Raw genomic sequence first — 23,861 nt, 5'->3', positions numbered from 1 at the left:
TTGCGGTTCAGGCAATAATATTGTATCATACGGCATTCTCAGATGGATGCCGTCATGTCCGACACTCATATTCCCCGCAAGCGCTCGCTCTTGGAGTGGTCCTGCCTGTATCGCCGGGAGCATGTGCTGCGCGCCATCCGCCATCCGGCGCTGACCCCGGCGGCCAAGCAGGTGCTGGTCGCCTTGAGCCTCGCGGTGGACGACCCGTTCGTCCTGCCAGCCCGGCCGCCGGTGCGGGCGTTGGCCCGGCAGCTTGCGCTGGCGGAGCGCACCGTCCGGCAGGCGATCGCCGAACTGGTCGAGCAGCTCTGCCTCACGCTCCGGCCGAACGGACATTTCTTCCGCCCCGGCGAGGGGCCGCCGGCGGATTCCGGCGAACAGCCCGAGCTTGCCCGCGAATGGACCTTCCTGAGTGCGGCGCGGGCCGATCCGAGCCCGGCCGAGTATCTCGACATGCTGGCCAGCCTGCGCGACCGCGCGGTGGCGGCGAAGCGGATCGCGACCGCCGTCTCGGCCGAGCGCGCCCTCGGCCGCGCGCTCCTGACCGGGGAACAGATGCGCCGCGCGCCGGATGCGACGGCTGAACCTGAAGAGGACGAAACCCCGCTCGGCGCGCCCGAGACGGCGACCCTGGTCCTGGTCGCCAAGGTCAATGCCGACCGGGCGCTCAGTCCCGCCGCGCGCCATGCCCTGATCGAGGTCATGCTCGACCGCGCCAACGACCCGGTCGACTTCCCCGAGGACGACCGTTTCCAGAGCTGGGCCTTCCGTATCGCCCGCCGCCACGGCATCACCGTCCGCGGCGCCCGCAAGGCCCTGGCCGAGCTCGAGGACCAGCGGATCATCGCCCAGGCCAAGGGCGATGTCTGCGTCTACGAGGACCGGCTCGAGGAACGGATGCGCCGCGGCACCGATGCGCCGTCCCGGCTGCCCCTCTGCGAAGGCCTTGATCCGCTCCAGGCGCATAGGCATCGGCTGGAGCGGCTCCGCGACCTCGCGCTGGAGCAGGGCCTCGTCTCCACCGCCCTCGCGGCCCACAAGGCCATCGGCCGCGCGCTCGGCATCTTCGGCCCGAAGAAAAGGAACAAACGCGCCGCGCCCGCGCCGCAGCCCCAGCCCCAGCCCCAGCCTGTGACCGCGCCGCCGCCGCCGCCGCGCATCGACGTGCTCGGCTTCGTCCACCACCTGCTTGACACCGATCCCGCGATGGGCCCGGTCGTCGCCGAGGTCATGACCGAGATCCGCAACCTTCCCCAACCCGAGCCCGCGCTCGCGCAAGCCGCCGAGTGAGAACCCTCCCTCGTGCCGCGCAGCGGCGCGGGGGAGGGCAGGGTGGGGGCTTTTGTGTTTTTCCTCGGCCGTCGCGCCGCGCATGGGCAAAACACAAAAACCCTCACCCCCGCCTGCCCCAACAAGTTGGGGGAGGGGCATTGCCCAGCGTCGTCAGGCGCGGACCATCGTCGGGTGGCTGCGGCCGATCAGCACCCGGGCCGCGATCAGGGTCGGCACCAGAATGGCGAGGCCGATGATCGTGGTCAGGTTGGTGGAATAGCCGGTCAGCCCGCCGCCCGGCATGGCGAGGCCGAAGCCGCCGATGACCAGCAGGCCGCGGAGCAGCCATTCCAGGTTGCCGGTGCGGTTGAGGTTGCCGGCGAAGACCTGGTAGCCCTGCAACCCGCCGCAGATGGCGACGATGCCGAGCCCGGTGGTGACCGTGAGGTAGAGCGACTCCGTCAGCGGCCCTTCCAGGACGTAGGCCGGGTTGAAGACGAAGAAGAACGGGATGAAGTAGATGATGCTGCCGACCCACATCGATTCCCAGCTCGTCTTCATCGCCGGCGCGCCGGCGATCGAGGCGGCGGCGAAGGAGGCGATGGCGACCGGCGGGGTGATCGACGACAGCATGCCCCAGTAGAAGACGAACATGTGCACCGCCATCTTGTTCAGGCCGGCCTTCTCCAGTGCCGGCGCCAGCAGGATGGCGAGGAAGATGTAGCAGGGCGTGGTGGTCAGCCCGAGGCCGAGGATGAAGCTGGTCACCGCGCCGAGCAGCAGCAGCACGAACACGCTGCCGCCCGCGAGCAGCAGGATCTCGTTGGTCAGGGTCGAGGTGAGGCCGGTGATCGAGAAGGCGCCGATCAGCAGGCCGACGCCGGCCAGGATGCCGACCAGCTCGACGAACAGGCGGCCGTTCATCTCGATGAAGGCGACCAGTTCCTTGAGGCCCCAGCGCTTGTCGGAGAACAGCTGGTTCAGCACGAGCAGCAGCGCGGTGGCGTAGAACGGCGCATGGCTCTCGCGCTTCATGATCAGCAGCATGAAGACCAGCAGCGCGATGACGAAGATGAAGTACCAGCCCTTCTTCATCACCTCGAGCAGATTCGGGATCTCGTGCGGCTCCAGCCCCTTCATGTTGCGGCGCGCCGCGTAAGAGTCGACCTGCATGAAAAGGCCGAAATAGTAGAGGAGGGCGGGGATGGCGGCGGCGAGCGCGACCTCGGCATAGCCGACGCCGAGGAACTGCGCCATGACGAAGGCGGTCGCGCCCATCACCGGCGGCGCCAGCACGGCGCCGGTCGAGGCGCAGGCCTCGATCGCGCCGGAGTAGCTGGCCGGGAAGCCCGACTTCTTCATCGCCGGGATGGTCATGGTGCCGGCGGTGAGCACGTTGCCGATGATCGAGCCCGACATCATGCCGAGCAGGCCGGAGGCGAAGATGCAGGTCTTGGCGGCGCCGCCGCGGAAGCGGCCGGTCAGCGCGAAGGCGAGGTCGATGAAGAAGCGTCCGGCGCCGGTGAATTGCAGCGCCGCGCCGAACACCAGGAAGCCGATCACGATCTCGGCGAAGGATTGCAGCGCGATGCCGAGCAGGCTCTCGCTCGACAGCATGTGGAACGAGGCGGTCTCGACGATGTCGGTCTGGTCGCCGGTGAAGGGCCTGGGCATCCAGCCGGCGAAGAGCGGATAGAGCGAGAACGGCAGGATGGAGAGCATCAGCGCCATGCCGCCGGTGCGGCGCAGCGCCTCCATCAGCAGCGCCCACATGGCGTAGCAGGACCAGACCAGCTCGTCCGGCGCGCCCCCGCGCTCCCAGCCCATCGCGGCCGCCTGGCGCACGTAGAGCATCAGGTGGATGCCCACGCCGGTGGTGATCACGAGCAACGCGGTGTCGTACCAGGGTACCCGGTCGAGCGGTGCACGCTGCGATCCGGGGAAGAGGATGAAGACGAGCGGCAGCAGCAGCAGGACGAGGAGGTAGTAGTACTCGGTGTTCAACATCGTGAAGCCGACGAAGAACCGAAGCGTGAACTGCTGATTGATGCAGAGGAAGAGCGTCGCCAACGTCCAGACTATGAGCAACGCCTTCCATCCGCCGGAGAGCCTGCGGATCCGCGTGGTCTCCGATTCAGCGGGTGCCGCTTCCGCCGTGAGCGTATCCTTGTCCGTCATGCTGCTGCTGCCGTCGTCCCTTGAGCGTCTACAGGCGTGTTCGTTATTCGGTCACAGGATCCATGCCGGCCTTCTTCAGCGCATCGGCCCGGGCCTTGAGCCAGCCCGCAGCATAGGCATCCTCGGCCGGCTTGCCGTCGTTATAGGCCTTCCATGCGGTGGCGAGAACTTCCTGCCGCTTGACCAGCTTCTGGTTATGGGCCTCGGCGGCCGGCGTCCAGGCGCCCGCCTCCTTCAGCGCCTGCACGGTGCCCGGATGATAGGGCACCGCCCATTCCAGGTCCTGCCGCTTGACCTCCAGTCCATCGGCGCCCGGCGCCGCGGCCTTGTAGTTGTCGTACTCGACGATCATCGCCTTGGTGATCGCATGGATCAGCTCGTTCGGCTGGCTCGCATAGGCGGTGAAGATCGGATACGGATAGGTCGGCATCTCGACCGGCTTCTCCTTCAGGCCGGCCGCCCCGCAGGTGGCGACATGCGGCTTGAAGAACGGCGCCACCTTCTTCAGGCGGTCCCAGCCGGCCGTGTCGCTCTTCGGCGCCGGCGGCCATACGATGCCGCGCGGCGAGGTCTCCATCTCCTTCGACTGGCCGGAGATCGTCGAGGTGAAGGCAGCGTCCACCTCTCCGTTGATCATCCCCTTCCACATCGCGTTGTTGGAAGAGAACTCCACGATCTTGACGTCCTTCGGAGTCAGGCCGCCGAAGGCGAGGATCGCATAGGCGTTCTGCGTCAGGGCGGGCGAGCCGACCACGGCGGCGACGCGCTTGCCCTTCAGGTCCTTCACTTCCTTGACGCCGACATCGCCGGCGACGCCGAGCGTCAGGCCGTTGCACGAGGTCGAGGCCAGCATGACGCGGACCGGCTGCGGCCCCCATTCCTTGGAGCCGAACTCGAACAGGCCTTCCTGGGCGAAGTAGACGCCGACACCCATGGCGGAGACGACCGAGCGGCCCGAGCGCAGCGGCGCGAGGCGCGCCGTGTCGTTGCCGGCCGGCAGCACGCGCACGTCGGTGCCGTATTTCTTGAACGGCTGGCCGACCGCGACGGCGATGTTGAAGCCGGACGAGCCGGTGTCGTACGCGGTCCAGGAAAGCTGCTTGGGGAGCTTGAGGTCTTGGGCAAACGCGCCCGTCGTCGACGCCAGCAACGCGGCGCCGACTGCAATAACTACGCGCATGGAACGCTTCCTTCCTAGGCTGGGGCGGTGCCAGCCTGAAGGCCGACCACGCCGGGACTCAAAACGGGCTGCAATCTAACCGGGCGTGGCGGGTCGCGCCACGCCCGGTTGCGATTACATCACCGGATCAAGGCCCGCCTTGGTCAGAGCGTCCCGCCGAGCCTTCATCCAGTTGTCGGCAAACTTGTCATCGGCAGGTTTTGAATCGATGAACGCCTTCCAGGCGCCCGCCAGCACGTCCTGCCGCTTGACCAGCGCCTGATTGTGCTTCTCGGCTTCCGCGGTCCAGACCCCGGCCTCCTTCAGCGCCTTCACCGTGCCGGCGTGATAGGGCATCGCGCCGGTCAGGTCCTGCCGCTTGACGTCGAACCCGTCGGCGCCCGGCGCGGCGTCCTTGTAGTTCGGATACTCGACGATCATCGCCTTGGTCAGGTTGTAGACGAAGTCCTCGGTCTGCGACGCATAGGTCATGAAGATCGGGTAGGGATAATTCGGCAGCTCTGCCGGATTCTCCTTCGAGGCGCCGATGCCGCAGGTCGACTTCGTCGGTGCGTAATAGGGCGTCACCTTCTTCACCCGGGCCCAGCCGGCGGTATCGGAGGCCGGCGTCGGCGGGAACACGATGCCGCGCGGCGAGGCCTCCACCTCCTTCACCTGGCCCGAGATGTTGGAGGCGATGGCGGCATCCACCTCGTTGTTGAGCATGCCCTTCCACATGGCGCCGTAGGCCGAGAACTCGACCAGCTTGACGTCCTTGGCCGTCAGGTTGCCGAAGGCCAGCACGCCGAGCGCGTTCTGCGTCAGCGCCGGCGAGCCGACCACGATGCCGACCCGCTTGCCCTTCAGGTCCTTGATCTCCTTGACGCCGGTATCCTTGGCGACGCCGAGCGAGATCGCGTTGCACGAGGACGAGGAAAGGATGACGCGCACGGGCTGCGGACCCCATTCGCGGGTGCCGAACTCGAACACACCTTCCTGCGAGAAATAAGTGCCGATGCCCATGGCCGAGGCGACGGCCCGGCCGGAACGCAGCGGCGCGAGCCGGGCGGTGTCGTTGCCGGCCGCCAGCACGCGGACATCGCTCTTGTGCTTCTTCAGCTGCTGCCCGATGGCGACTGCCATGTTGAAGCCGGACGAGCCGGTGTCATAGGCAGTCCACGACATCTGGGCCGGGAACTTCAGGTCTTGGGCATATGCCGGAATGCCGACGGCGCTCAACAACGCCGCGGCGACGAGTGCACGTCGCATTTCGGACCTCCCTGTCCTCGCTGCTCCCGGTGGATTCCGGGATGCAGCGCGTCAATCTACCCGGTCGACCGGGTTACTCAAACACAACGTCGAGATTCGCCTTCTTCAATGCCGCGTTGCGGGCGGCCATCCAGCCCGGCAGGAACTTGTCGTCCGCAGGCTTGGTATCGTTGTAGGCCTTCCAGGTGGTGGCGAGCAGCTCCTGACGCTTGAGCAGCGCCTGGTTGTGCTTCTCCGCCTTGTCGGTCCACACGCCGGCTTCCTTCAGCGCCTTCACGGCGCCCGGATGATAGGGAATGGCCCATTCCAGCGACTGCTTCTTGACGTCGAACCCGTCCGCGCCCGGCGCGGCATCCTTGTAGTTCGGGTACTCGACGATCATCAGCTTGGTCATCGCATAGACCTGATCTTCGGGAGTGCTCGCATATGCAGAGAAGATCGGGTACGCGAAGGTCGCGCCGTCCAGCGGCTTGTCCTTGCTGAGACCGGCGCCGCAAGTCGCCTGATGCGGCTGGTAATAGGGCGCCATCTTCATGATGCGGTCCCAGCCCGCCTTGTCGGCGGCCGGCGTCGGGGCCCAGACCAGGCCGCGCGGCGAGGTCTCGACTTCCTTGGGCTGCGCCGAAATCGTGGAGGCAAAGCCGGCATCGGCCTCGTTGTTGACGATCCCCTTCCACATTGCGCCGTAGCCGGAGAATTCGACGATCTTCACGTCCTTCGCCGTCAACCCGCCGAAGGCCAGGATCGCCATGGCGTTCTGCGTCAGGGCCGGCGAGCCGACGACGACGGCGACGCGCTTGCCCTTCAGGTCCTTGACCTCCTTGAAACCGGTGTCCTTGGCGATGCCGAGCGTGGCGCCGTTGCAGGAGATCGAGCTCATCATCAGCCGGATCGGCTGGGGACCCCATTCGCGAGTGCCGAATTCGTAGACGCCCTCCTGGGCGTAGAACACGCCGGTGCCCATCGCCGAAGCCGCCGTGCGGCCGGAGCGCAGCGGGGCGAGGCGGGCAGTGTCGTTGCTGGCGGCGAGCACGCGCACATCCGTGCCATGCTTCTTGGCCTGCTGGCCGATCGCCACCGCTATGTTGAAGCCGGAAGAGCCGGTGTCGTATGCCGTCCAGGAAAGCTGCTTCGGCAGCTTGATGTCCTGGGCCGAAGCGGAACCGCAAAACGGAAGCACGGCCAACACGGCGGCCGTAGCCGTAAGCGCAACACGCGACATTCTAATTGCCTCCCTAGGGACGATCCGCGGTCATGCCGCCGCCGAATCGGGGGGCATGCTACCGCCGGTTGCCGGCACATCCAAGCAACGACGTGTTAACGAAGCGTGACTCGGGCACGCTGCAGATTATTGGATGACGATCTTCGGGGCGCGCCGCTGTTGCTCGCCCAGCGCCTCTTCGATCTTTGCCGCCACTTTCTCGGCGATGGCGCGATAGGCGGCGGCATGCGGCGAGCCCGGCTCGCTCGCCACGATCGGCTCGCCGGCATCCGAGGTCTCGCGGATGCGGATATCGAGCGGGATCTCGCCGAGGAAGTCGCAGCCGAGCTCTGCCGCCGTCTTGCGGGCGCCGCCATGGGCGAAGATCTCGGTCCGGTGCCCACAATTCGGGCAGCAGAAATAGCTCATGTTCTCGACAATGCCCATGACGGGCACATCGACCCGGCGGAACATGGCAAGCCCCTTGCGGGCATCGAGCAGCGCTATGTCCTGCGGCGTCGAGACGATCACCGCGCCGGTCAGCGGCACCCGCTGCGCCATGGTCAGCTGCGCGTCGCCGGTGCCGGGCGGCAGGTCGACCACCAGCACATCGAGCGGGCCCCAGGCGACTTCGCGCAGCATCTGCTCCAGCGCGCTCATCACCATCGGGCCGCGCCAGATCATCGGCGTGTCCTCGGCGATCAGGAAGCCGATCGACATGCAGACGATGCCCCAGTTCTGCATCGGGATCAGCTTCTTGCCGTCGGGCGATTGCGGCCGGCCGGAAATGCCGAGCATGCGCGGAATCGAAGGCCCGTAGATATCGGCATCCAGCAGCCCCACCTTGAGGCCGCGGTCGCGCAACGCGATGGCGAGGTTGACCGCGGTGGTCGACTTGCCGACCCCGCCCTTGCCCGAGGCGACGGCGACGATGCTGCGGATGCCCTCGATTGCCGGCTTCTCCGCCGGCCGCGGCTGGCCGCCGGCCGGCCCATGGGCGTGCCCGTGAGCGTGCGCCTGGCCCCGCGGGGCGGCGGCGGCGGCCGGGCTCGCCCGGTGGGCGGTCAGCACCGCCGAGACCGACAATACGCCCGGAATGGCGTCGACCGCCGCCTCGCAGGCCTTGCGCAAGGCCTCCTTGCGCGGCGCCTCGGCGGGATCGACTTCCAGGGCAAAACCGACGTTGCCGCCCTTGATCACCAGGCCGCTGACCATGTTGGCGCGGACGACGTCTTTGCCCGTGTCGGGATCGACGACACCGGACAGCACATTCATTATCTGTTCGCGCGAGATCTCGGCCATGCTTGAAAATCCGCCCCCCGGCCCAATATCGGTGCGACGCCGGATCGTCGAACCGGGCGCCGCCTGCCGGTTTGTCCGGGGCCGTTGGGCGCGATATAACGCCCGCCCGGCTTCACGGCAATGAAGGGCCGCCCCCGGCGGTCCAACACGATCCCAAACAACGAGGTTCCTTCACACACAATGTCCTGGAACAATCAAGGCGGGGGTGGCTGGCAGAGCGGTGGTCGCGGCCCGTGGGGCCAGGGGCCGCGCGGCTCCGGCCCGCAACCACCCGATCTCGAGGAACTGATCCGCAAGGGCCAGGACCGTTTGCGCAACCTGCTGCCGGGCGGCGGCTTCGGCGGGCCGGTCCTGTGGTCCGTCGTCGGCGCCGGCATCCTGGTGCTGCTGGTCTTCCTCTGCGCCTACCGCGTGCAGCCGGACGAGCAGGGCGTGGTCTTGCGCTTCGGCCAGTGGGTCAGGACGACGCAGCCCGGCCTCAACTTCAAATGGCCGGCCCCGATCGAGACCGTGCTGACGCCGAAGGTGACGCGCGTCAACCGCATCGATGTCGGCTTCCGTGGCGGCGACGAGCTGCGCTCCGGCCTGCTGCGCGACGTGCCGGAAGAAAGCCTGATGCTGACCGGCGACGAGAACATCGTCGATATCGACTTCTCGGTGTTCTGGCAGATCAAGGATGCTGGCTTGTTCCTGTTCAACATCCAGAACCCGGAAGCGACGGTGAAGGCGGTGGCCGAAAGCGCCATGCGCGAGGTCATCGGCAAGAACCAGATCCAGCGCATCCTGACCGAAGGCCGGCAGCCGATCGAGATCGGTTCGCAGCAGCTGATCCAGCATGTGCTCGACGAGTACAAGGCCGGCGTCGCCGTCAGCCGCGTCAACCTGCAGAAGGTCGACCCGCCGAACGCCGTGATCGACGCCTTCCGCGACGTGCAGGCGGCCAAGGCCGACCGCGAGCGCGCGCAGAACGAGGCCGAGGCCTATCGCAACGACATCATCCCGCGCGCCCGCGGCGAGGCCGAACGCATTCTGCAAGCGGCCGAAGCCTACAAGCAGGAGGTGGTGGCCACGGCGCAAGGCGAGGCGGCCCGATTCCTCGCCGTCTACAACCAGTACAAGCTGGCCAAGGATGTGACCACGAAGCGGCTCTACCTCGAGACTATGGAGGAGGTCCTGCGCGGATCGAATAAGATCATCCTCGACAACAAGGAGGGTGGGGTGCTGCCGTACCTGCCGCTCAACGAACTGCAGCGCCGTGTCGGCCAGCCTGCCCAGACCCCGGGGACCCAGCGATGAACCGGCAAGGACCTCTCATTGCCATCGGCGTCGCCGTCATCCTGGCGCTTGTGGTCATCTTCGGATCGATGTTCGTGGTCGACCAGCGCCAGCAGGCCCTGGTGGTTCAGCTCGGCGATCCGATCCGCGTCGTGCAGGAGCCGGGCCTCAACTTCAAGGTGCCCCTGATCCAGGACGTCATCTACATCGACAAGCGCATCCTGGCGCTCGAAGGGCAGACAGAGGAAGTGATCGCCGCCGATCAGAAGCGGCTTCTGGTCGACAGTTTCGTCCGCTTCCGCATCGTCGATCCGCTGCGTTTCTTCCAGGCCGTGGGCTCGGAGCAGGTGGCGCGCCAGCGGCTCTCGCCCTTGCTGAATTCCGCGCTGCGCCAGGTGCTCGGCAACCAGGACTTCCAGGCCACGCTGTCGGGCGAGCGGGCCCGGATGATGACCGAGATCCGCGACATCCTGAACCGCGAAGCGAAGCCGCTCGGCCTCGACGTCATCGACGTCCGCATCAAGCGTGCCGACCTGCCGGAGGCGAACAGCCAGGCGGTCTATCGCCGAATGCAGACCGAACGCGAGCGCGAGGCAAAGGAGAATCGCGCCCAGGGTGCGGAAATCGGCGCTCGCATCACGGCCGATGCCGACCGTCAGCGCACCATCATCCTGGCCGAGGCGCAGCGCCAGTCGGAGATCCTGCGCGGCGACGGCGAGGGCCAGCGGGCAAAGATTTTTGCCGAGGCGGCCGGGCAGGATGCGAGTTTCTACGCCTTCTACCGTTCGCTGCAGGCCTATCGTCAGGCATTGCAGGACGGCAATACCGCGATGGTGCTGACGCCGGACTCGGAATTCTTCAAATTCTTCAACAATGCGGGGGGCGGTGCTCCGCCCACAAAATGACCAGATTTGCCGGATGACATAGATGTGCGGGACAGCCGGGGGTGTCCTGCCGCATCATCGTGATCGAGGGCCGGGCCGGCCGTATCCAGGCTGGCCCGGCCCCGGCATTCAGGAGACCTCGAGCCATGTTGACCCAGTTGCAGCGGATGGTGGCAGTGGCGGCGGTCGCGACGATCGCCGCGCTTCAGTTCCCGGTGCCGGCCGAAGCGCGCGGCGCGCCGGATTCCTTCGCCGACATGGTGGAGAAGCTGATGCCGGCGGTGGTCAACATCGCCACGACGCAGAAGCTGCCGGAGCGCCGCCAGGGCACCCCGGAAATGCCGAAACTGCCGCCCGGCTCGCCGTTCGAGGAGTTCTTCAAGGATTTCTTCGATCGCCAGCAGCGCGGCCAGCAGCAGCGCCGCCCGGCCACCTCGCTCGGCTCCGGCTTCGTGATCGATGCTTCCGGCTACATCGTGACCAACAACCACGTGATCGACGGCGCCGACGAGATCAAGGTGATCCTGTCCACGGGCGCGGAGATTCCGGCCAAGCTGATCGGCACCGACGCGCAGACCGATATCGCGCTGCTGCAGGTCGAGACCAAGGAAAAGCTGACCGCCGTGCAATGGGGCGATTCCGACAAGGCGCGGGTCGGCGACTGGGTGCTGGCGATCGGCAATCCGTTCGGCCTCGGCGGCTCGGTGACGGCCGGCATCATTTCGGCCCGCGGCCGCGACATCGGCGCCGGCCGCTATGACGACTTCATGCAGACCGACGCCTCGATCAACAAAGGCAATTCGGGCGGTCCGCTGTTCAACACCGAAGGTCAGGTGATCGGCGTCAACACGGCGATCTATTCGCAGACCGGCGGCTCGGTCGGCATCGGCTTCGCCGTGCCCTCCGTCATCGCCCAGCGCGTCGCCCTGCAGCTCAAGGAATTCGGCAAGACCAAGCGCGGCTGGCTCGGCGTGCGCATCCAGGTGGTGACCGACGAGATCGCCGAGAGCATCGGCCTCGACAAGGCGCGCGGCGCCATGGTGGCCGGGGTCACCGATGGCGGACCGGCGGCCAGGGCCAAGATCGATGCCGGCGACGTCATCCTGAGCTTCGACGGCAAGCCGGTGCCCGACATGCGCCATCTGCCGCGCGTCGTGGCCGACACGCCGATCGGCAAGACCGTGCCGGTCGAGGTCTGGCGCAAGGGCAAGAAGGAGACCCTGCAGGTTCAGGTCGGCGAGCTGAAGGAAGAGGAGGTCGCCGCGGCGGCGGCGGGCTCCAGCCCCAAGGGCGGCGGCGGCGCCGGGCCGACCACCGATGTGGAAGCGCTCGGCCTTACGCTGTCGCGCATCACGCCGGAGCTGCGCCAGCGCTTCGAGCTGAAGCCCGACGCCAAGGGCGTGGTGATCACCGACGTCAAGGCCGACGGCGTGGCCGCTTCGAAGGATCTCCGGGCCGGCGACCTGATCCTGGAAGTCGCGCAGGCCGAGGTGACGACGCCGGAGCAGGTGCGCGACAAGGTCAAGGAAGCCCAGGCACAGAAGCGCAAATCGGTCCTGCTCCTGGTGCAGCGCGGCGCCGACAGCCGCTTCGTCGCACTGCCGTTCAAGAGCTGATTCCCGGTCCCTCTCCCGCCTTGCGGGAGAGGGCTACTCTGCGGCCCGCGCCGTCACCGCCGGCATGGCGAATTCGCGGTCGTGGCCGAGCGAGGGCACTTGCCGGCGCGCCTCGGCCACCTTCGCCATGTCGATCTCGGCCATGACGAAGCCGGGCGCCTCGCCGCCATCGGCCAGCACTTCGCCCCAGGGCGCCACGATCAGCGAGTGACCGTAGGTCTTGCGGTTGCCCGGATGGGTGCCGCACTGGGCGGCCGCGAAGACGAAGGCGCCGCATTCGATGGCGCGGGCGCGCAGCAGCACATGCCAATGCGCCTGGCCGGTCGGCCGGGTGAAGGCCGAGGGCATGGCGAGCAACTCGGCGCCGGCATGCGCCAGCGCGCGGTAGAGATAGGGAAAGCGCATGTCGTAGCAGATCGTCATGCCGAGCCTGCCCCAGGGCAGGTCGATCAGGCAGGCCGCATCGCCGGGACGAAACCGCCGGCTCTCGCGATAGCTCTCGCCGGAGGGCAGGTCCACGTCGAACATGTGGATCTTGTCGTAGGACGCGGCGACCGAGCCGTCGGGCCGCAGCATGAAGCCGCGATTGGCGATCCGCGTCTCGCCCGGCACGTCGCAGCCGATCGAGCCGATATGCAGCCAGGTCTTCAGCTCGGCGGCGAGGGCGCGATAGGCCAGCAGCGCCGGATGCTCGGCCTCGGGCCTCGCGGCGGCGCGCGTCTCCTCGCCCTTGGCCGCCATGATGCCGGTATTCTCCGGCGTGGAGACGAGGTCGGCGCCGGCGGCATGCGCCGCCCGGATCAGCCGCGAGGTCTCGGCGATATTGTGGGCGACGTCGTCGGTCGCGGTGATCTGGATGCAGGCGAGGTTGAAGCGTGCGGTCATGCGATCGGCGCTCAGGCGGCCAGCAGCGGGTCGAGCTTGCCCTCGGCCTCGAGCGCGTAGAGCTCGTCCGAGCCGCCGACATGCCGGCCGCCGATGAAGATCTGCGGCACGGTGCGCACCCCGCCGGATTTCTGCGCCATCTCGGCCCGCTTGGCCGGGTCGAGCGTCACGTCGATCTCGGTATAGGCGACGCCTTTCTGGTCCAACAGCCGCTTGGCCCGGTAGCAGTACGGGCACATATCGGTGGTGTAGACGACGATCTCGGGCATGCTCGGCCTGCCGGTTACGTGCAGTTCCCCATAATTATATAAGGGCGTCCGACGGCCGGACAACCCGGGCCACCGTCAGGGCATCGACCCCCGCCGCGCCGGCCCGCTTCAGCACCCGGGCGCAGGCTTCGAGCGTGGCGCCGGTGGTATGCACGTCGTCGACCAGCAGGATGCGCTTGCCGGCGACCTGCGGCCGCCAGGCGGCGCGGACGGCGAAGGCGCCGGCCACGTTGCGGCGGCGCTCGCGGGCCAACAGGCCGCCCTGGCTCGGCGTGCGCCGCCGGCGGATCAGAAGATCGGGGGCGAGCTTGGTGCGGGTGCCGGGCAGGGCGGCGGCGATCAGCGCCGCCTGGTTGTGCCGGCGCGCCAGCAGGCGGAAGCGGTGCAGTGGCACCGGCGCCACCAGATCGGCCTCGGCGATCAGAGCCGCGCCGGGTCGGGCCAGCCAGCGGGCCAGCGTCGGCGCCATTTCCAGCCGGTCGCCATGCTTCAGGCCCAGGATCAGGTCGCGGCTCGTCTCGCCATAGACCAGGGCCGCGCGGGCGCGGTCGAACCGGGGCGGCCTGGCGGCGCAGGCGCCGCAGACGGCGCCTGGCCCGATCTCGAAGGCGAAGGGCAGGCCGCAGGCGGCGCAGACCGGGCCGGCGATGAAGTCGAGGCCCGACCAGCACTCGACGCAGAGCGCGCCTTGCGCCTCGACGCCGCCGCGGCAGACGAGGCAGCGCGGCGGCAGCACCGCGTCGACCAGCACGCGGCCCGACCAGGCCGCGACCGCGGCCAGCGCGCCGCGGATCATGGCCGGCGCGTCATCGCTGGCCGCGCTCGCGCAGCGCCTGCGCCTCGGCCTCGCCGTAGAAGAACGAGACCAGCGCGAAGCGGCGGCCGCGGCTCACATCGGTCACCTCGTGCAGCAGGTTGCACGAGAACACCACGGCGCCGCCGGTCGGCGGCTTGTAGAGGCTCGCGCCGAATTCCGGGAAGCGCAGATAGCCGCCCTCGAAATCGTCGTTCAGCAGCAGGGTCAGCGCATAGCGGCGATGCGCCGTGTGCGGCGTGCGGTTGTCGCGGTGCAGGCGGAAGAAGCCGGCGCCTTCCGCATAGCAGCCGATGCGGAAGGCCTCGTGCCGCGTCGGCGCCCAGTAATAGGCATCGGCCATGGCCGGGAACAGCCGCGTGAGCAGGCGCTGCTTCAGCCGGTCAAGCAGCGGGCCGGCGGGCAGGATCCAGTCGTCGCGCTTCTTGTAGCCGTAGTTGACGGCGAGCGCGGCCTGCTGGTTCGAGGCCGACACGCCGCCTTCGAAGCGCTCTCCCGTCTCCCAGGCGGCGATCAGCTCGCGGCAGAGCTCGGGTTCCAGCACCTCCGGCACCATCAGCACCGGCGCACCGGCGGTCACGACGGGTGCTGTCGTCGCGGCGGTCAGCCGTTCGAGCTTCCTCAGCGCGAGCGCGGAGAGCTTCGCCTCGCCCAGCGCCTCGACATGGCCGAGCAGGCGCGAGGCGGCGTCGACCAGCGCCACGACGCAGCCGGATTTGGCGCGCGGCAGCGCCGGCCCCGCCAGCGCCGCGGTCACCGCACCGGTCGGATCGGCGAGCAGCGGAAAGGGCAGCACTGTCTGGGCGGTGAAGGCGGCGTTGCCGGCGACGCTGCCGCCGACCGCGGCGATGGCGAACCCCGCCGCCTCGTATTGCGGCGCCGCTTCCGCGAAGCGGCGCAGCTCGCGCGCAACGGGGGGCCGCACCTCGCCGGCGAAGACCGGCACGGCGAGCGGCCGGCCGGCCAGCTTCTGGTCCTTCAGCGAGTACAGCACCCCCTTGGGATCCGGCAGGCCGAGATCGGGGATGCGGTCGCCCGGCTCCAATGCCGGCGGCAGATGCGGCGCCGCGCTCACGGGCTTCGTCTCAGCCGACGATCTCGCGCATCCGGCGCAGCGGCACGCCGGCGCTTTCGAGCCTGGCCTTCACGGCGCGCGCCATGGCCACCGCGGTCGGGCTGTCGCCATGCACGCAGATGGTGTCGATATCGACCTTGAGGCGCTTGCCGCTGGCGCATTCGATGGCGCCGCCCTCGACCATGCGGACGGCGCGTGCCGCAGCTTGCTCCGCGTCATGGATCATGGCGCCCGGCAGCTTGCGTGACACGAGGTTGCCGCTGTCGTCATAGGCGCGATCGGCGAAGACCTCGCGGGCGAGCTTGAGGCCTTCCTTCTCGCCGGCCGTCTCCAGCGCCGTCATGGGCATGACGACGAACAGCAGGTCGCGGTCGACGCCTTTGATCCCGCGGGCGATCGAGCGCGCCAGGCCCTCGTCCACCGCCGCCAAGTTGGAGAGGGCGCCATGCGCCTTCACATGGCTGACCTTGTGGCCGACCAGCGCCGCCACCGCCTGCAGGGCGCCGATCTGGTAGGCGATCATGCGCTCGATCTCGGCCGGGCTGTCGCCCAGGATCTGCCGGCGGCCGAAGCCGGCGATGTCGTTGAAGCCGGGATGGGCGCCGATATCGACGCCGTTCTGCTTCGCCTCCGCCGCCGTCTTGGCCATCACATTGGGATCGCCGGCATGGAAGCCGCAGGCGACATTGGCCGAGGTGACGATCTTCAGCATCGCCTCGTCGTCGCCCATCTTCCAGGCGGCGAAGCTCTCGCCCATGTCGCTGTTCAGGTCGACGCCCCGGTTCATGGCAGACTCCACGCTGGCCCTGCCATCCAGCCTACTCCAGGGGCACGATCCCGGCGAGGCATTCGGCCAATCGGGCCGCCTGGGCTCGCACCGCTTCCTGCGCCTCAGCCGGCGACAGGGCGGCGAAACGCACCGCCTCGCCCGGCCGCTTCTGGGCCAGGCGGGCGACATCCGGGCCGATCAGGCAGGCGATCTTGGGATAGCCGCCGGTGGTCTGGCGGTCGCGCATCAGCGCGATCGGCTGGCCGTTGCCCGGCACCTGGATGCCGCCGAGCGGGATGCCGTCGGAGATGATGTTGTGCCCCTTGGCGTGTTCGATGGCGGGGCCCTCCAGGCGGCAGCCCATGCGGTCGGCATCGCGGGCCACGGCGTAGTCGCTGCCGAGGAAGGTCGCGATGCCGGCCGGCGTGAAATAATCGTCCTGCGGGCCGAGCACGACGCGCAGCCGTTCCGGCGCCGGCGGCAGCCGCGCCGGATCGAAGCCAAGTTCCGGCCGGGTCGCGACGGCATCCTGCGCCAGCGGCAGCGCGTCGCCGGCCTTGAGCCGCCGGCCTTCGATGCCGCCGATCCCGGTGCGCACATGGGTCGCGCGGCTGCCGAGGACGGGCGCGCAGGCGATGCCGCCCTCGACCGCGACGTAGAAGCGGAGCCCGGTCCGGCAGGGGCCGATGCGCAGCTTCTGGCCTCGGGCGAGCCGGTAACTGCGCCAGGGCGCCGCCGCCTCGCCGTCGATCTTCATGGCGACATCGCCGGCGACAGCGAGACGCAGGCTCTCCACCGCGACCTCGTAGGTGTCGCCCAACAGGGTGCATTCGATGGCGGCGGCATCGGGCGCGTTGCCGGCGAGGCGGTTGGCGATGGCGAGCAGGGCCGGATCGGCGGCGCCGGCCGGGCTGATGCCGAAGCGCTGCGAGCCGAAGCGGCCGGCATCCTGCACCGTCGAATAGGGGCCGGCCTGCACCACGCGGAGCGCGCTCATGCCTCGGCCTCCGGCGTCCAGCCCCGTTCGGCCGCGGCGTCGAGGCGGGCATATTCCGCGTCGCCGATGGCGTGGAAGCGCACGCGGTCGCCGGGCTTGAGCAGGAAGGGCTCCGGCCGGGCGAGGTCGAAAGCGCGCACCGGCGTGCGGCCCAGCACGTGGAAGCCGGTCGGCATCTCCACCGGATAGAAGAGCGTCTGCTGGCCGGCCATCAGCACCGCGCCGCGCGGCACCGCCGGCCTCGGATCGTCGCGGCGCGGGATGACGAGCTCGGCCGGCAGGCCGCCGAGATAGGCAAGGCCCGGCGAGAAGCCGATCATGTAGACGCGGTATTCCGGCGCGCTGTGCCGCCGCACCAGCTCGTCCGGCGCGAGGCCGAGCTTGGCCGCCACCGCCTCCAGATCCTCGCCCATCGCCCCGCCATAGCGGACCGGCACGCGGTAGAGCCGGCCCGGCGCCGGCGCCGCGCCTTCGGTCGCGGCGGTGCGGGCCAGCAGCGCCTCCCGCAATGCCGCAGGATCGCAACGGAGCGGATCGAAATAGACCAGCAGCGACCGGTAGGTCGGCACCGTCTCCACCATGCCGGGCAGCGGCGCGGCGGCAAGCGCCCGGTCGAGGGCATGCACGCGGGCATTGAGCGCGGGATCGATGGCGTCGCCGAACTCGATCGAGAAGGCGGCGTCGCCGGCGGCAAGAACTTTGGGCGCGGTCATGCGGCCGCGAGGGCACCACGGACGATGTCGGGAATCAAGCGGATCGCGCCGAGCGCCTCCTTCAGGCGGGTGCGTTCGGTGCGCGACAAGGCCCGCGGATCGATTTTCGAGGACGGCGCCCGGCCGGCGGCGATATCGGCGAGCTGCTGGCGCAGCATCGTCTCGGTCAGGACGGCGCGCGCTTCGAGCAGCCGTTCCAGGTCTTCCCCCGACAGCTTGCCGCGGTCGGCGGCGGCGCGGAGCCGCGCCGCCGTCTCCGTCTCGCCGATGCCGTTCGCCAATGCGAGCACGCGCGCCGCGCCGACCAGCGGCAGCAGGCCGCCGGCCTTCAGATCGACCCGGCCGTCCTGCAGGCGAAACCGGCCGAGCAGGCTGAGCGCGGCGCCGTGGCTGGAGGCCTGCTCGGCCAGCTGGCGCAGGAAGGCCGGCGCGCCCTTGGCGGCCGCCAGGGCGTCGGCGCGCAGGCTCGCCGCCAGGGCCCGCTCGCCGCTGACGGCGCGGAAGTCGAAGAAGATGTCGACATCGAGCAGCGCCTCGCCCTGGGCCCGCCGGAGCCATTCGGCGACGCGGGTCCGCCAGGCCACCGGATCGCCGCGCCAGCCCGGCCGCGCCGCCATCACCCCGCCCTTGCAATAGGGGATGCCGGCCTGGTCCAGCAGGTCGGCCATGCGCTGGCCCACGGCGGCGTACCAGCCATCGTCGCCGGCCGCGTGGATGATGGCATTGTCCTGGTCGGCGGAGAGCAGGCTCTCGCCGCGCCCGCCGGAGCCGAGCACCAGCACGCACCAAGGCGCCGGCGCCGGGCCCCGCTCGCGCTCCGTCTCGGCGGCGGCGAGCTGCGCCGCCCGCGCCGTGATGTCGCAGAGCGTGGCGCTGAGCAGCGCGGCCACCTCCGTCGCCTGCAGGCCTTCGTCGAGCAGGCGCTGCGCGAGCTCGGGCAGTTCGGCGCGTGCGGCGGCCAGTGCCGCGCCGTCGGCCGCGGCATCGATGGCGTCGCCCAGCGTCAGCCCGCCGCCGACCCGCCGGCGCAGGATCAGGCGCGCCGAGACGATGCCGACGATCCGGCCCGCCGCATCGGTCACGCCGAGATGGCGATAGCCGAGGCGGCCCATGCGGCCGAGCGCCCGGTAGACGAAGGATTCGCCGGACATGGTGGCGATGGGCGCGCTCATCACCTCGCGGATCGTGAGCTGCGACGGATCGCCGGGATGCCGGGCGAGCGCCTTCATGGCGTCATGCTCGGTGACGATGCCGAGGACCTGCCCGCCGGGCGCTTCGACCAACAGCGAGCCGGTGCCGCGCTCCAGCATCAGCCGCGCCGCATCGCCGAGCGAAAGCCCGGGCGGTGCGCACAGCGGCGTCACCATCACCTCGGCCAGGCGGTGGCGATAGGGGAAGGCGTCGAGCCGCTGGCCGGCGCGCGCCTCGGTCGCGGTCGCGTCGCTCAAAACCGGCTCCGTCGCTTGAGCGACAGCAGGGCGCGGATTTCGGCGGTTACGCGGCGGGCATCGCCGAAAGTGTGGATGCCGCGGTCCAGCAGATGCGGCAGCAGCCGCACCCAGATCGCCGCGGCCGCAACAGCATCGCCGCGCGCGGTATGCCGCCCTTCGATGGCCACGTCGAAGCGGTGGGCCAACTGGTCCAGGTCGACCGCCGTGTTTTCCGGCAGCACGGCGGCGGCGAGCTCGGCGAGGCAGAGCGAAGCGGTCGCCGGCAGGTGCAGCCGGTGCCGCCGTGCCTCCGCCGCGATCACCGCGAGATCGAATCCGATGGTATGGCCGAGCGCGACGCGGCCATGCAGCCTCTCCACCACGGCCGCATGATGCGCCGGATAGGGCGGGGCGGCGGCCACCGCCGCATCGTCGATGCCGTGGACGGCCGTCGAGGCCGGCGGAATCGGCACCCCGGGCTGCACCAGAAATTCCAGGTCCTCGCCGTCGGGATGCGGCCCGCGCAGCGGCAGTGCGGCGAGCGACAGCATGCGATCGAGCTGCGGATCGAGGCCGGTCGTCTCGATATCGAGCGCGATCAGCGGCAGGTTGGCCAGCGGCGTCGCGTCGGCCGGCGCCAGCGCGACGCGCTGCCCATGGTCGCCGCGCAGCAGGCGGGCAAAGGCGGCAAAGCCACGCGGCCGGCCCGGCATGGCATCATCCTCCAGTTGCCATGCCCAACAGACGGAGCAGCGCCGGCACCGACAGCACGAGGCAGCCTGCCAGCCAGAGCAGGCGGCTGCCGATCGTGTCGGCGAAGACCGGCGCCGCGCGCTCCAGGATCGCCGCCGGCACGCCGCCGACCAGCAGGGTCGTCGTCGCGGTGATCAGGCTCGCCAGGTAGAACACGGTGCCGGGCTCTTCCGGCGCCCAGGTCGGCAGCCAGATCGGCGTCAGCTGCAGCACCAGCACGAGATACGGCGAGAAGATGCCGTTCAGCACCGCGACGGCGAGGACCATGGCCAGGATCTGATGCCGCTCGAATCGCATGGTGCCCTCAACTGCCGCCGAGCTTCGGCACCATGCCGAGGCCGGCGAAGAGGAAGAACAGGGCGATACGCAGATGGAACACCCAGAAGCCGGCGACCAGCGGCATCAGGAACGGCCGCACGGCCAGCGGCGTGATCCAGCGTACCAGCCAGACCGACCATTCGGTCAGCCAGTAGAAGGCGCGCCAGATGTAGTTGCCGGGCTGGATCTGCGGCACGAAGAAGCCGAGCAGGAAACGGCCGAGCAGCGACCAGAACACCACCGCAAGCGCGTAGTTGGCGATCCAGAACGGTAGATACCGTAGGGCGAATTCCGATTCCTGCACGTCGCGCGCGATGCCCCCCTGTTGGGTACCGAATCCGAGATCCAGTATCCGACGGCAGGATGGCAAGCCCCGGCCCCGCCGTCCAGGCGACCAAAGGCGAGATGCCAATCCGCCGGAACCATCGCCGGCCGGCGTCGTTTGCGGGACAAGCGCGCCTGGGGGGCAGCGTGGCTCTCAACTATGGAGGAGGTTATGCAGCAAGCGAAGCCGTTCCTGATCGCCGTGGGTGTCGCCCTTTTGGCAGCATCCCCAGCCACCGCCCAGCCGAGCGACAGGGCCGAAATCGCGACCGCGCTCGATCGCGAGTGGGTCAGTGTCAGTGGGGTGGTCAAGTCCAGCCGGAACGACAATTTCGTCCTGGACTACGGCGCTGGGCAGATCACGGTCGAACTCGACGACTACGACGCGATACGAGAGAACATGGTGGTTGCCGGCGATCGGGTCACCGTCACCGGTCAGACCGACGACGATTTCTACGACAAGCGCACCATTGAGGCGAGCACGGTGTATGTCGACAAGCTCCACACCTATTTCTACGCCAATCCGGCGGACGAAGAAGGTGGCTACTACAACCCGCCCACGAGCAGTCTTGCGACGGACGAAGAATGGGTTGCGATGACCGGAACCGTGGTGAGAAAGCAGGGGGATGAACTGACCCTGGACACCGGAACCCGCAACTTGACCGTCGACATCAGTGAAGTCCCTTACGACGTTTTCGCGGATGCCGGCGACAGGATCACCGTCTATGGCGAAATGGATGATGCCGACTTGTTCGAGGGCCGCGAGCTCCTGGCCACTTCCGTCGTCATCCAGAAGCAGGCAGGCGAATGAGCAAACGCTCGAACTGTGGCTACTCTCATGGCGGCATCACCGGTGCCCCCATTGCCGCCGCCCTTGCGCTTGTCTGTGTCGGCAGCCTCGTGGGCAATACCGGTGCGCAGACGGCGAAGCGAGTGTCGCCGATCGTTCTGGAGGTGACGGCGCCGAAGCCGGGCGAAGTCTTCGCCTGCCGGATTCCCGTGACCGTGAGGGCGCCGGAAGATCTCCGCGCGCTCAAGATCGCCAAGGTCTACGACGGCGATGTCGCCCTGGCCTCCACTGGAATCGCCACCGGAGTTCGACCGCTGATCGCCGAACGTCGAGGTAGGGTGGTCGGATATGAGAGCGTGCCGTTGCAGTTCGACATGACGGAAGGCGTCTGCGAGCGGGTGACGGAGTTGCACCTGGTCTTGGCCCGATGCACGTTCGACGATGGAGAGACCACGGATTGCCTTGACCGCGTGCGCTTCCAGCCCTCTTCGGCGGGGGAGCTTAGCTTCCATGTAGGCGAGCCGAGCGCAGGCGAAGTGCCAGGCGAAGGCGGTTAGTCCAGGCAATGTCCTATAGGCCGGGTCGCGTGGTGCTCGGACGGACGGAGAACGAGGCCGCTTTCGGGTGTGCGGACTTGTCGCCGGCCTGAGCCGCGACAAGTCCGCTTGCCGTCACTTCGGCAGTATCACCGTGTCGATAACGTGGATGACGCCGTTGGTCGCGCCGACATCGGCCGACACCACGCGGGCGTTGTCGACCATGACGCCACCGCGAGTCCCGTCGATCTTGACCGACTGGCCTTGCACGGTCTTGGCCTCAGTCACTTTGCCGGCGAGAGCGGTGCTGGCGACCCTGCCAGGCACGACGTGATAGGTCAGCACCGATACCAGCTGGGCCTTGTTTTCGGGCTTGAGCAGGTTCTCCACCGTGCCCGGCGGCAGCTTGTTGAAGGCGGCGTCGGTCGGTGCAAACACCGTGAAGGGGCCGGGGCCCTTCAAGGTGTCGACCAGGCCGGCCGCCTTCACCGCGGCAGTCAGCGTGTTGAACTGGCCCGCCTTCACCGCCGTGTCGACGATGTCGGCCGATTGCGTGGTCGCGTTGCTGGAGCAGGCAGCGACGAGCGCGAGCGCAGCCGTCGCCGCGAGACCCAGGAAGGTCTTGCGAAGCATGATATTCCCCTAATGTTGACCCAAAAGAGCAGCGTTGATCGCTGTGCCGCCACGGGCGTCGGCTTCGACGTCGCGTGGCACGGTGAGATCTACGGCGCCGAAGCGCGATTGGATCACCTTCCTTGCGACGGGACGCGAAGGGAGTTCCCGCGCTCGATTGTGTTCCTTTGCGCCGCTTCGTTGTGCCAAGCTCGACACTGGAAACGCCCGGGGCGTCGCCTGCCCGCGCGATCACCACAAGAACAACGGAGCGCGTGATGAGATCGGAACTCTGCCGCAAGCTCGGCATCGAATTTCCCCTGTTTGCCTTCAGCCATTGCCGCGACGTGGTGGCGGAGGTGACCAATGCCGGCGGCATGGGCGTGCTCGGCGCGGTCGGCCACACGCCGGAGACGCTCGAAATCGAGATGCGCTGGATCGACGACAAGGTGAAGGGCCGGCCCTATGGCGTCGACCTGCTGGTGCCGAACAAGATGGAGGCGAAGGAGGGCGGCGTCAGCGCGTCCGAGCTCGAGGCGCGCGTGCCGCCGGAACACAAGCGCTATGTCGAGGATCTGCTGAAGCGGCACGGTGTCGACACGGCCGGGCTGTGGGAGGAGCGGTTCACCAATGCCGCCGGCGAGAACATGCGCGAGGAAGGCGCGGCGCGGCTGCTCGACGTCGCCTTCGCGCATCCGATCGGGCTGATCGTGAACGCGCTCGGCGTGCCGCCGCCGGCCATGTTCGAGCGGGCGCGGCGCAAGGGCGTGCCGGTGGGCGCGCTGACCGGCGCGCGCGAGCACGCGATCAAGCACGCCCAGGCGGGAGTCGATATTCTGATCGTCGCCGGCACCGAGGCGGGCGGCCATTGCGGCGAGGTCTCGACCTTGGTCCTGATTCCGGAAGTGCTCGACGCCATGCGCGACTTTCCCGAGGTCAAGGTGCTGGCGGCAGGCGGCATCGCCACCGGCAGGCAGATGGCGGCCTGCATGGCGATGGGCGCCGACGGCGTCTGGACCGGCTCGGTCTGGCTCACCACGGCGGAGGCGGAGACGACGCCGACGGTGAAGCAGAAGATGCTGGCCGCCACCTCGCGCGACACCGTCCGCTCGCGCAGCCGCACCGGCAAGTACACGCGCCAGCTCCGCTCGCCCTGGACCGATGCCTGGGGCATCGAAGGCGCGCCGGATCCGCTGCCGATGCCGCTGCAGGGCCTAGTCTCCAAGCGCGCGCTGGCCCGGGTCGACAAGCTCGCTGAGAGCGGCCATGCCGGCGCCAAGGCGCTGGCCACCTACTATGTCGGGCAGGCGGTCGGGCTGATGAACGCCGAGCAGTCGACGCGCAGCGTCGTCTACGACTTCATGCGCGACTATGCCGAGGCGGTGGAGCGGCTCTCCGGCACGCTCGACGTTTGACGCCG

The 23,861-nt window shown here is 68.8% G+C and carries 24 protein-coding genes; 7 read left to right on the top strand and 17 right to left on the bottom strand.

Translation table 11 applies throughout. The features are described from left to right. Positions 1–54 precede the first annotated feature (54 nt). The gene (locus tag DT074_RS12225; RefSeq protein WP_162914850.1) at positions 55–1,290 is read left to right on the top strand and encodes a hypothetical protein; all 1,236 of its coding nucleotides are present in this window, start codon (positions 55–57) and stop codon (positions 1,288–1,290) included. Between the two features lie 153 nt (positions 1,291–1,443). On the opposite strand, the gene DT074_RS12220 is transcribed toward DT074_RS12225, so the two are convergent. The 5 genes from DT074_RS12220 to apbC form a co-directional block, all read right to left on the bottom strand. After that, positions 1,444–3,450, bottom strand: coding sequence for a TRAP transporter permease (locus DT074_RS12220; RefSeq protein WP_119420136.1), 2,007 nt, complete (start codon positions 3,448–3,450; stop codon positions 1,444–1,446). A 43-nt stretch (positions 3,451–3,493) separates the two neighbouring features. Beyond that, positions 3,494–4,630: a TAXI family TRAP transporter solute-binding subunit gene (locus tag DT074_RS12215; protein ID WP_119420135.1), complete on the bottom strand. Its 1,137-nt coding sequence runs from the start codon at positions 4,628–4,630 to the stop codon at positions 3,494–3,496. 114 nt (positions 4,631–4,744) lie between these two features. Then, positions 4,745–5,878: a TAXI family TRAP transporter solute-binding subunit gene (locus DT074_RS12210; RefSeq protein ID WP_119420134.1), complete on the bottom strand. Its 1,134-nt coding sequence runs from the start codon at positions 5,876–5,878 to the stop codon at positions 4,745–4,747. A gap of 73 nt (positions 5,879–5,951) precedes the next feature. Next, on the bottom strand, positions 5,952–7,100 hold the full coding sequence (locus tag DT074_RS12205; protein WP_119420133.1) for a TAXI family TRAP transporter solute-binding subunit: 1,149 nt from the start codon (positions 7,098–7,100) through the stop codon (positions 5,952–5,954). 126 nt (positions 7,101–7,226) lie between these two features. Continuing rightward, a complete protein-coding gene (apbC, locus tag DT074_RS12200; protein WP_119420132.1) occupies positions 7,227–8,381 on the bottom strand; it encodes an iron-sulfur cluster carrier protein ApbC in 1,155 nt (384 codons plus the stop codon). Positions 8,382–8,561: 180 nt separating this feature from the next. On the opposite strand from apbC, the gene hflK reads away from it, so the two are divergent. The 3 genes from hflK to DT074_RS12185 all read left to right on the top strand — a co-directional run bounded on the left by hflK (position 8,562) and on the right by DT074_RS12185 (position 12,156). Beyond that, positions 8,562–9,677: an FtsH protease activity modulator HflK gene (gene hflK, locus DT074_RS12195; RefSeq protein WP_119420131.1), complete on the top strand. Its 1,116-nt coding sequence runs from the start codon at positions 8,562–8,564 to the stop codon at positions 9,675–9,677. Beyond that, positions 9,674–10,561 carry a protease modulator HflC gene (hflC, locus tag DT074_RS12190; RefSeq protein WP_119420130.1) on the top strand — a complete coding sequence of 296 codons (888 nt, stop codon included), beginning with the start codon at positions 9,674–9,676 and terminating at the stop codon, positions 10,559–10,561. Before hflK ends, hflC begins: the two co-directional genes overlap by 4 nt. A 125-nt stretch (positions 10,562–10,686) precedes the next feature. Next, positions 10,687–12,156 (top strand): DegQ family serine endoprotease, encoded by a 1,470-nt coding sequence (locus tag DT074_RS12185; RefSeq protein WP_119420129.1) that lies wholly within the window; start codon positions 10,687–10,689, stop codon positions 12,154–12,156. Positions 12,157–12,189: 33 nt separating this feature from the next. Here DT074_RS12185 and DT074_RS12180 read toward each other — a convergent pair whose 3' ends face one another. Genes DT074_RS12180 through DT074_RS12130 form a run of 11 tightly spaced genes read right to left on the bottom strand, consistent with a single transcriptional unit; the run spans position 12,190 to position 20,483 of the window. Continuing rightward, entirely contained in the window at positions 12,190–13,041 is an 852-nt protein-coding gene (locus DT074_RS12180; RefSeq protein ID WP_119420128.1) for a carbon-nitrogen hydrolase family protein, read from the bottom strand. A gap of 11 nt (positions 13,042–13,052) precedes the next feature. Further along, positions 13,053–13,310 (bottom strand): glutaredoxin 3, encoded by a 258-nt coding sequence (gene grxC / locus DT074_RS12175; protein WP_119420127.1) that lies wholly within the window; start codon positions 13,308–13,310, stop codon positions 13,053–13,055. Between the two features lie 34 nt (positions 13,311–13,344). Further along, entirely contained in the window at positions 13,345–14,106 is a 762-nt protein-coding gene (locus DT074_RS12170; RefSeq protein WP_119420126.1) for a ComF family protein, read from the bottom strand. 10 nt (positions 14,107–14,116) lie between these two features. Then, a complete protein-coding gene (locus tag DT074_RS12165) occupies positions 14,117–15,199 on the bottom strand; it encodes a 2OG-Fe(II) oxygenase (protein WP_119420125.1) in 1,083 nt (360 codons plus the stop codon). A 10-nt stretch (positions 15,200–15,209) separates the two neighbouring features. Beyond that, the gene (locus tag DT074_RS12160; RefSeq protein ID WP_119420124.1) at positions 15,210–15,986 is read right to left on the bottom strand and encodes a LamB/YcsF family protein; all 777 of its coding nucleotides are present in this window, start codon (positions 15,984–15,986) and stop codon (positions 15,210–15,212) included. A 31-nt stretch (positions 15,987–16,017) separates the two neighbouring features. Then, positions 16,018–16,965 (bottom strand): 5-oxoprolinase subunit C family protein, encoded by a 948-nt coding sequence (locus tag DT074_RS12155; RefSeq protein ID WP_119420123.1) that lies wholly within the window; start codon positions 16,963–16,965, stop codon positions 16,018–16,020. Continuing rightward, positions 16,962–17,678, bottom strand: a complete 717-nt coding sequence (gene pxpB / locus DT074_RS12150) for a 5-oxoprolinase subunit PxpB (protein ID WP_119420122.1) — start codon at positions 17,676–17,678, stop codon at positions 16,962–16,964. The genes DT074_RS12155 and pxpB overlap by 4 nt, the downstream gene beginning before the upstream one ends. Further along, a complete protein-coding gene (locus DT074_RS12145; RefSeq protein WP_119420121.1) occupies positions 17,675–19,126 on the bottom strand; it encodes a putative nucleotidyltransferase substrate binding domain-containing protein in 1,452 nt (483 codons plus the stop codon). The genes pxpB and DT074_RS12145 overlap by 4 nt, the downstream gene beginning before the upstream one ends. Beyond that, positions 19,123–19,821, bottom strand: a complete 699-nt coding sequence (locus tag DT074_RS12140) for a 3'-5' exonuclease (protein WP_119420120.1) — start codon at positions 19,819–19,821, stop codon at positions 19,123–19,125. Before DT074_RS12140 ends, DT074_RS12145 begins: the two co-directional genes overlap by 4 nt. A gap of 4 nt (positions 19,822–19,825) precedes the next feature. After that, entirely contained in the window at positions 19,826–20,158 is a 333-nt protein-coding gene (locus DT074_RS12135; protein ID WP_119420119.1) for a hypothetical protein, read from the bottom strand. A 7-nt stretch (positions 20,159–20,165) separates the two neighbouring features. Beyond that, positions 20,166–20,483, bottom strand: a complete 318-nt coding sequence (locus DT074_RS12130; RefSeq protein ID WP_119420118.1) for a YggT family protein — start codon at positions 20,481–20,483, stop codon at positions 20,166–20,168. 192 nt (positions 20,484–20,675) lie between these two features. Here DT074_RS12130 and DT074_RS12125 point away from each other — a divergent pair, with 192 nt between their 5' ends. Together DT074_RS12125 and DT074_RS12120 are read left to right on the top strand one after the other, a co-directional pair. Further along, positions 20,676–21,314, top strand: coding sequence for a NirD/YgiW/YdeI family stress tolerance protein (locus DT074_RS12125; protein WP_162914849.1), 639 nt, complete (start codon positions 20,676–20,678; stop codon positions 21,312–21,314). Continuing rightward, the gene (locus DT074_RS12120; protein ID WP_119420116.1) at positions 21,311–21,850 is read left to right on the top strand and encodes a hypothetical protein; all 540 of its coding nucleotides are present in this window, start codon (positions 21,311–21,313) and stop codon (positions 21,848–21,850) included. Before DT074_RS12125 ends, DT074_RS12120 begins: the two co-directional genes overlap by 4 nt. A 114-nt stretch (positions 21,851–21,964) precedes the next feature. On the opposite strand, the gene DT074_RS12115 is transcribed toward DT074_RS12120, so the two are convergent. After that, positions 21,965–22,462 carry a fasciclin domain-containing protein gene (locus tag DT074_RS12115; protein ID WP_119420115.1) on the bottom strand — a complete coding sequence of 166 codons (498 nt, stop codon included), beginning with the start codon at positions 22,460–22,462 and terminating at the stop codon, positions 21,965–21,967. Between the two features lie 257 nt (positions 22,463–22,719). On the opposite strand from DT074_RS12115, the gene DT074_RS12110 reads away from it, so the two are divergent. After that, positions 22,720–23,856, top strand: a complete 1,137-nt coding sequence (locus DT074_RS12110) for a nitronate monooxygenase (protein ID WP_119420114.1) — start codon at positions 22,720–22,722, stop codon at positions 23,854–23,856. Positions 23,857–23,861 lie beyond the last annotated feature (5 nt).

This window comes from Desertibaculum subflavum (assembly GCA_003576705.1).
In the GTDB taxonomy this organism is placed as follows: Bacteria; Pseudomonadota; Alphaproteobacteria; order Ferrovibrionales; family Ferrovibrionaceae; genus Desertibaculum; species Desertibaculum subflavum.
The sequence above is the reverse complement of the archived record's forward strand: the minus strand, read 5'-3'. Positions and strand labels throughout refer to the sequence as shown.

Coding starts and splice junctions, on each gene's coding strand:
- DT074_RS12225 (WP_162914850.1), top strand. CDS start 55: ATGTCCGACACTCATATTCCCCGCAAGCGCTCGCTCTTGGAGTGGTCC.
- DT074_RS12220 (WP_119420136.1), bottom strand. CDS start 3,450: ATGACGGACAAGGATACGCTCACGGCGGAAGCGGCACCCGCTGAATCG.
- DT074_RS12215 (WP_119420135.1), bottom strand. CDS start 4,630: ATGCGCGTAGTTATTGCAGTCGGCGCCGCGTTGCTGGCGTCGACGACG.
- DT074_RS12210 (WP_119420134.1), bottom strand. CDS start 5,878: ATGCGACGTGCACTCGTCGCCGCGGCGTTGTTGAGCGCCGTCGGCATT.
- DT074_RS12205 (WP_119420133.1), bottom strand. CDS start 7,100: ATGTCGCGTGTTGCGCTTACGGCTACGGCCGCCGTGTTGGCCGTGCTT.
- apbC (WP_119420132.1), bottom strand. CDS start 8,381: ATGGCCGAGATCTCGCGCGAACAGATAATGAATGTGCTGTCCGGTGTC.
- hflK (WP_119420131.1), top strand. CDS start 8,562: ATGTCCTGGAACAATCAAGGCGGGGGTGGCTGGCAGAGCGGTGGTCGC.
- hflC (WP_119420130.1), top strand. CDS start 9,674: ATGAACCGGCAAGGACCTCTCATTGCCATCGGCGTCGCCGTCATCCTG.
- DT074_RS12185 (WP_119420129.1), top strand. CDS start 10,687: ATGTTGACCCAGTTGCAGCGGATGGTGGCAGTGGCGGCGGTCGCGACG.
- DT074_RS12180 (WP_119420128.1), bottom strand. CDS start 13,041: ATGACCGCACGCTTCAACCTCGCCTGCATCCAGATCACCGCGACCGAC.
- grxC (WP_119420127.1), bottom strand. CDS start 13,310: ATGCCCGAGATCGTCGTCTACACCACCGATATGTGCCCGTACTGCTAC.
- DT074_RS12170 (WP_119420126.1), bottom strand. CDS start 14,106: ATGATCCGCGGCGCGCTGGCCGCGGTCGCGGCCTGGTCGGGCCGCGTG.
- DT074_RS12160 (WP_119420124.1), bottom strand. CDS start 15,986: ATGAACCGGGGCGTCGACCTGAACAGCGACATGGGCGAGAGCTTCGCC.
- DT074_RS12155 (WP_119420123.1), bottom strand. CDS start 16,965: ATGAGCGCGCTCCGCGTGGTGCAGGCCGGCCCCTATTCGACGGTGCAG.
- pxpB (WP_119420122.1), bottom strand. CDS start 17,678: ATGACCGCGCCCAAAGTTCTTGCCGCCGGCGACGCCGCCTTCTCGATC.
- DT074_RS12140 (WP_119420120.1), bottom strand. CDS start 19,821: ATGCCGGGCCGGCCGCGTGGCTTTGCCGCCTTTGCCCGCCTGCTGCGC.
- DT074_RS12135 (WP_119420119.1), bottom strand. CDS start 20,158: ATGCGATTCGAGCGGCATCAGATCCTGGCCATGGTCCTCGCCGTCGCG.
- DT074_RS12125 (WP_162914849.1), top strand. CDS start 20,676: ATGCAGCAAGCGAAGCCGTTCCTGATCGCCGTGGGTGTCGCCCTTTTG.
- DT074_RS12120 (WP_119420116.1), top strand. CDS start 21,311: ATGAGCAAACGCTCGAACTGTGGCTACTCTCATGGCGGCATCACCGGT.
- DT074_RS12115 (WP_119420115.1), bottom strand. CDS start 22,462: ATGCTTCGCAAGACCTTCCTGGGTCTCGCGGCGACGGCTGCGCTCGCG.
- DT074_RS12110 (WP_119420114.1), top strand. CDS start 22,720: ATGAGATCGGAACTCTGCCGCAAGCTCGGCATCGAATTTCCCCTGTTT.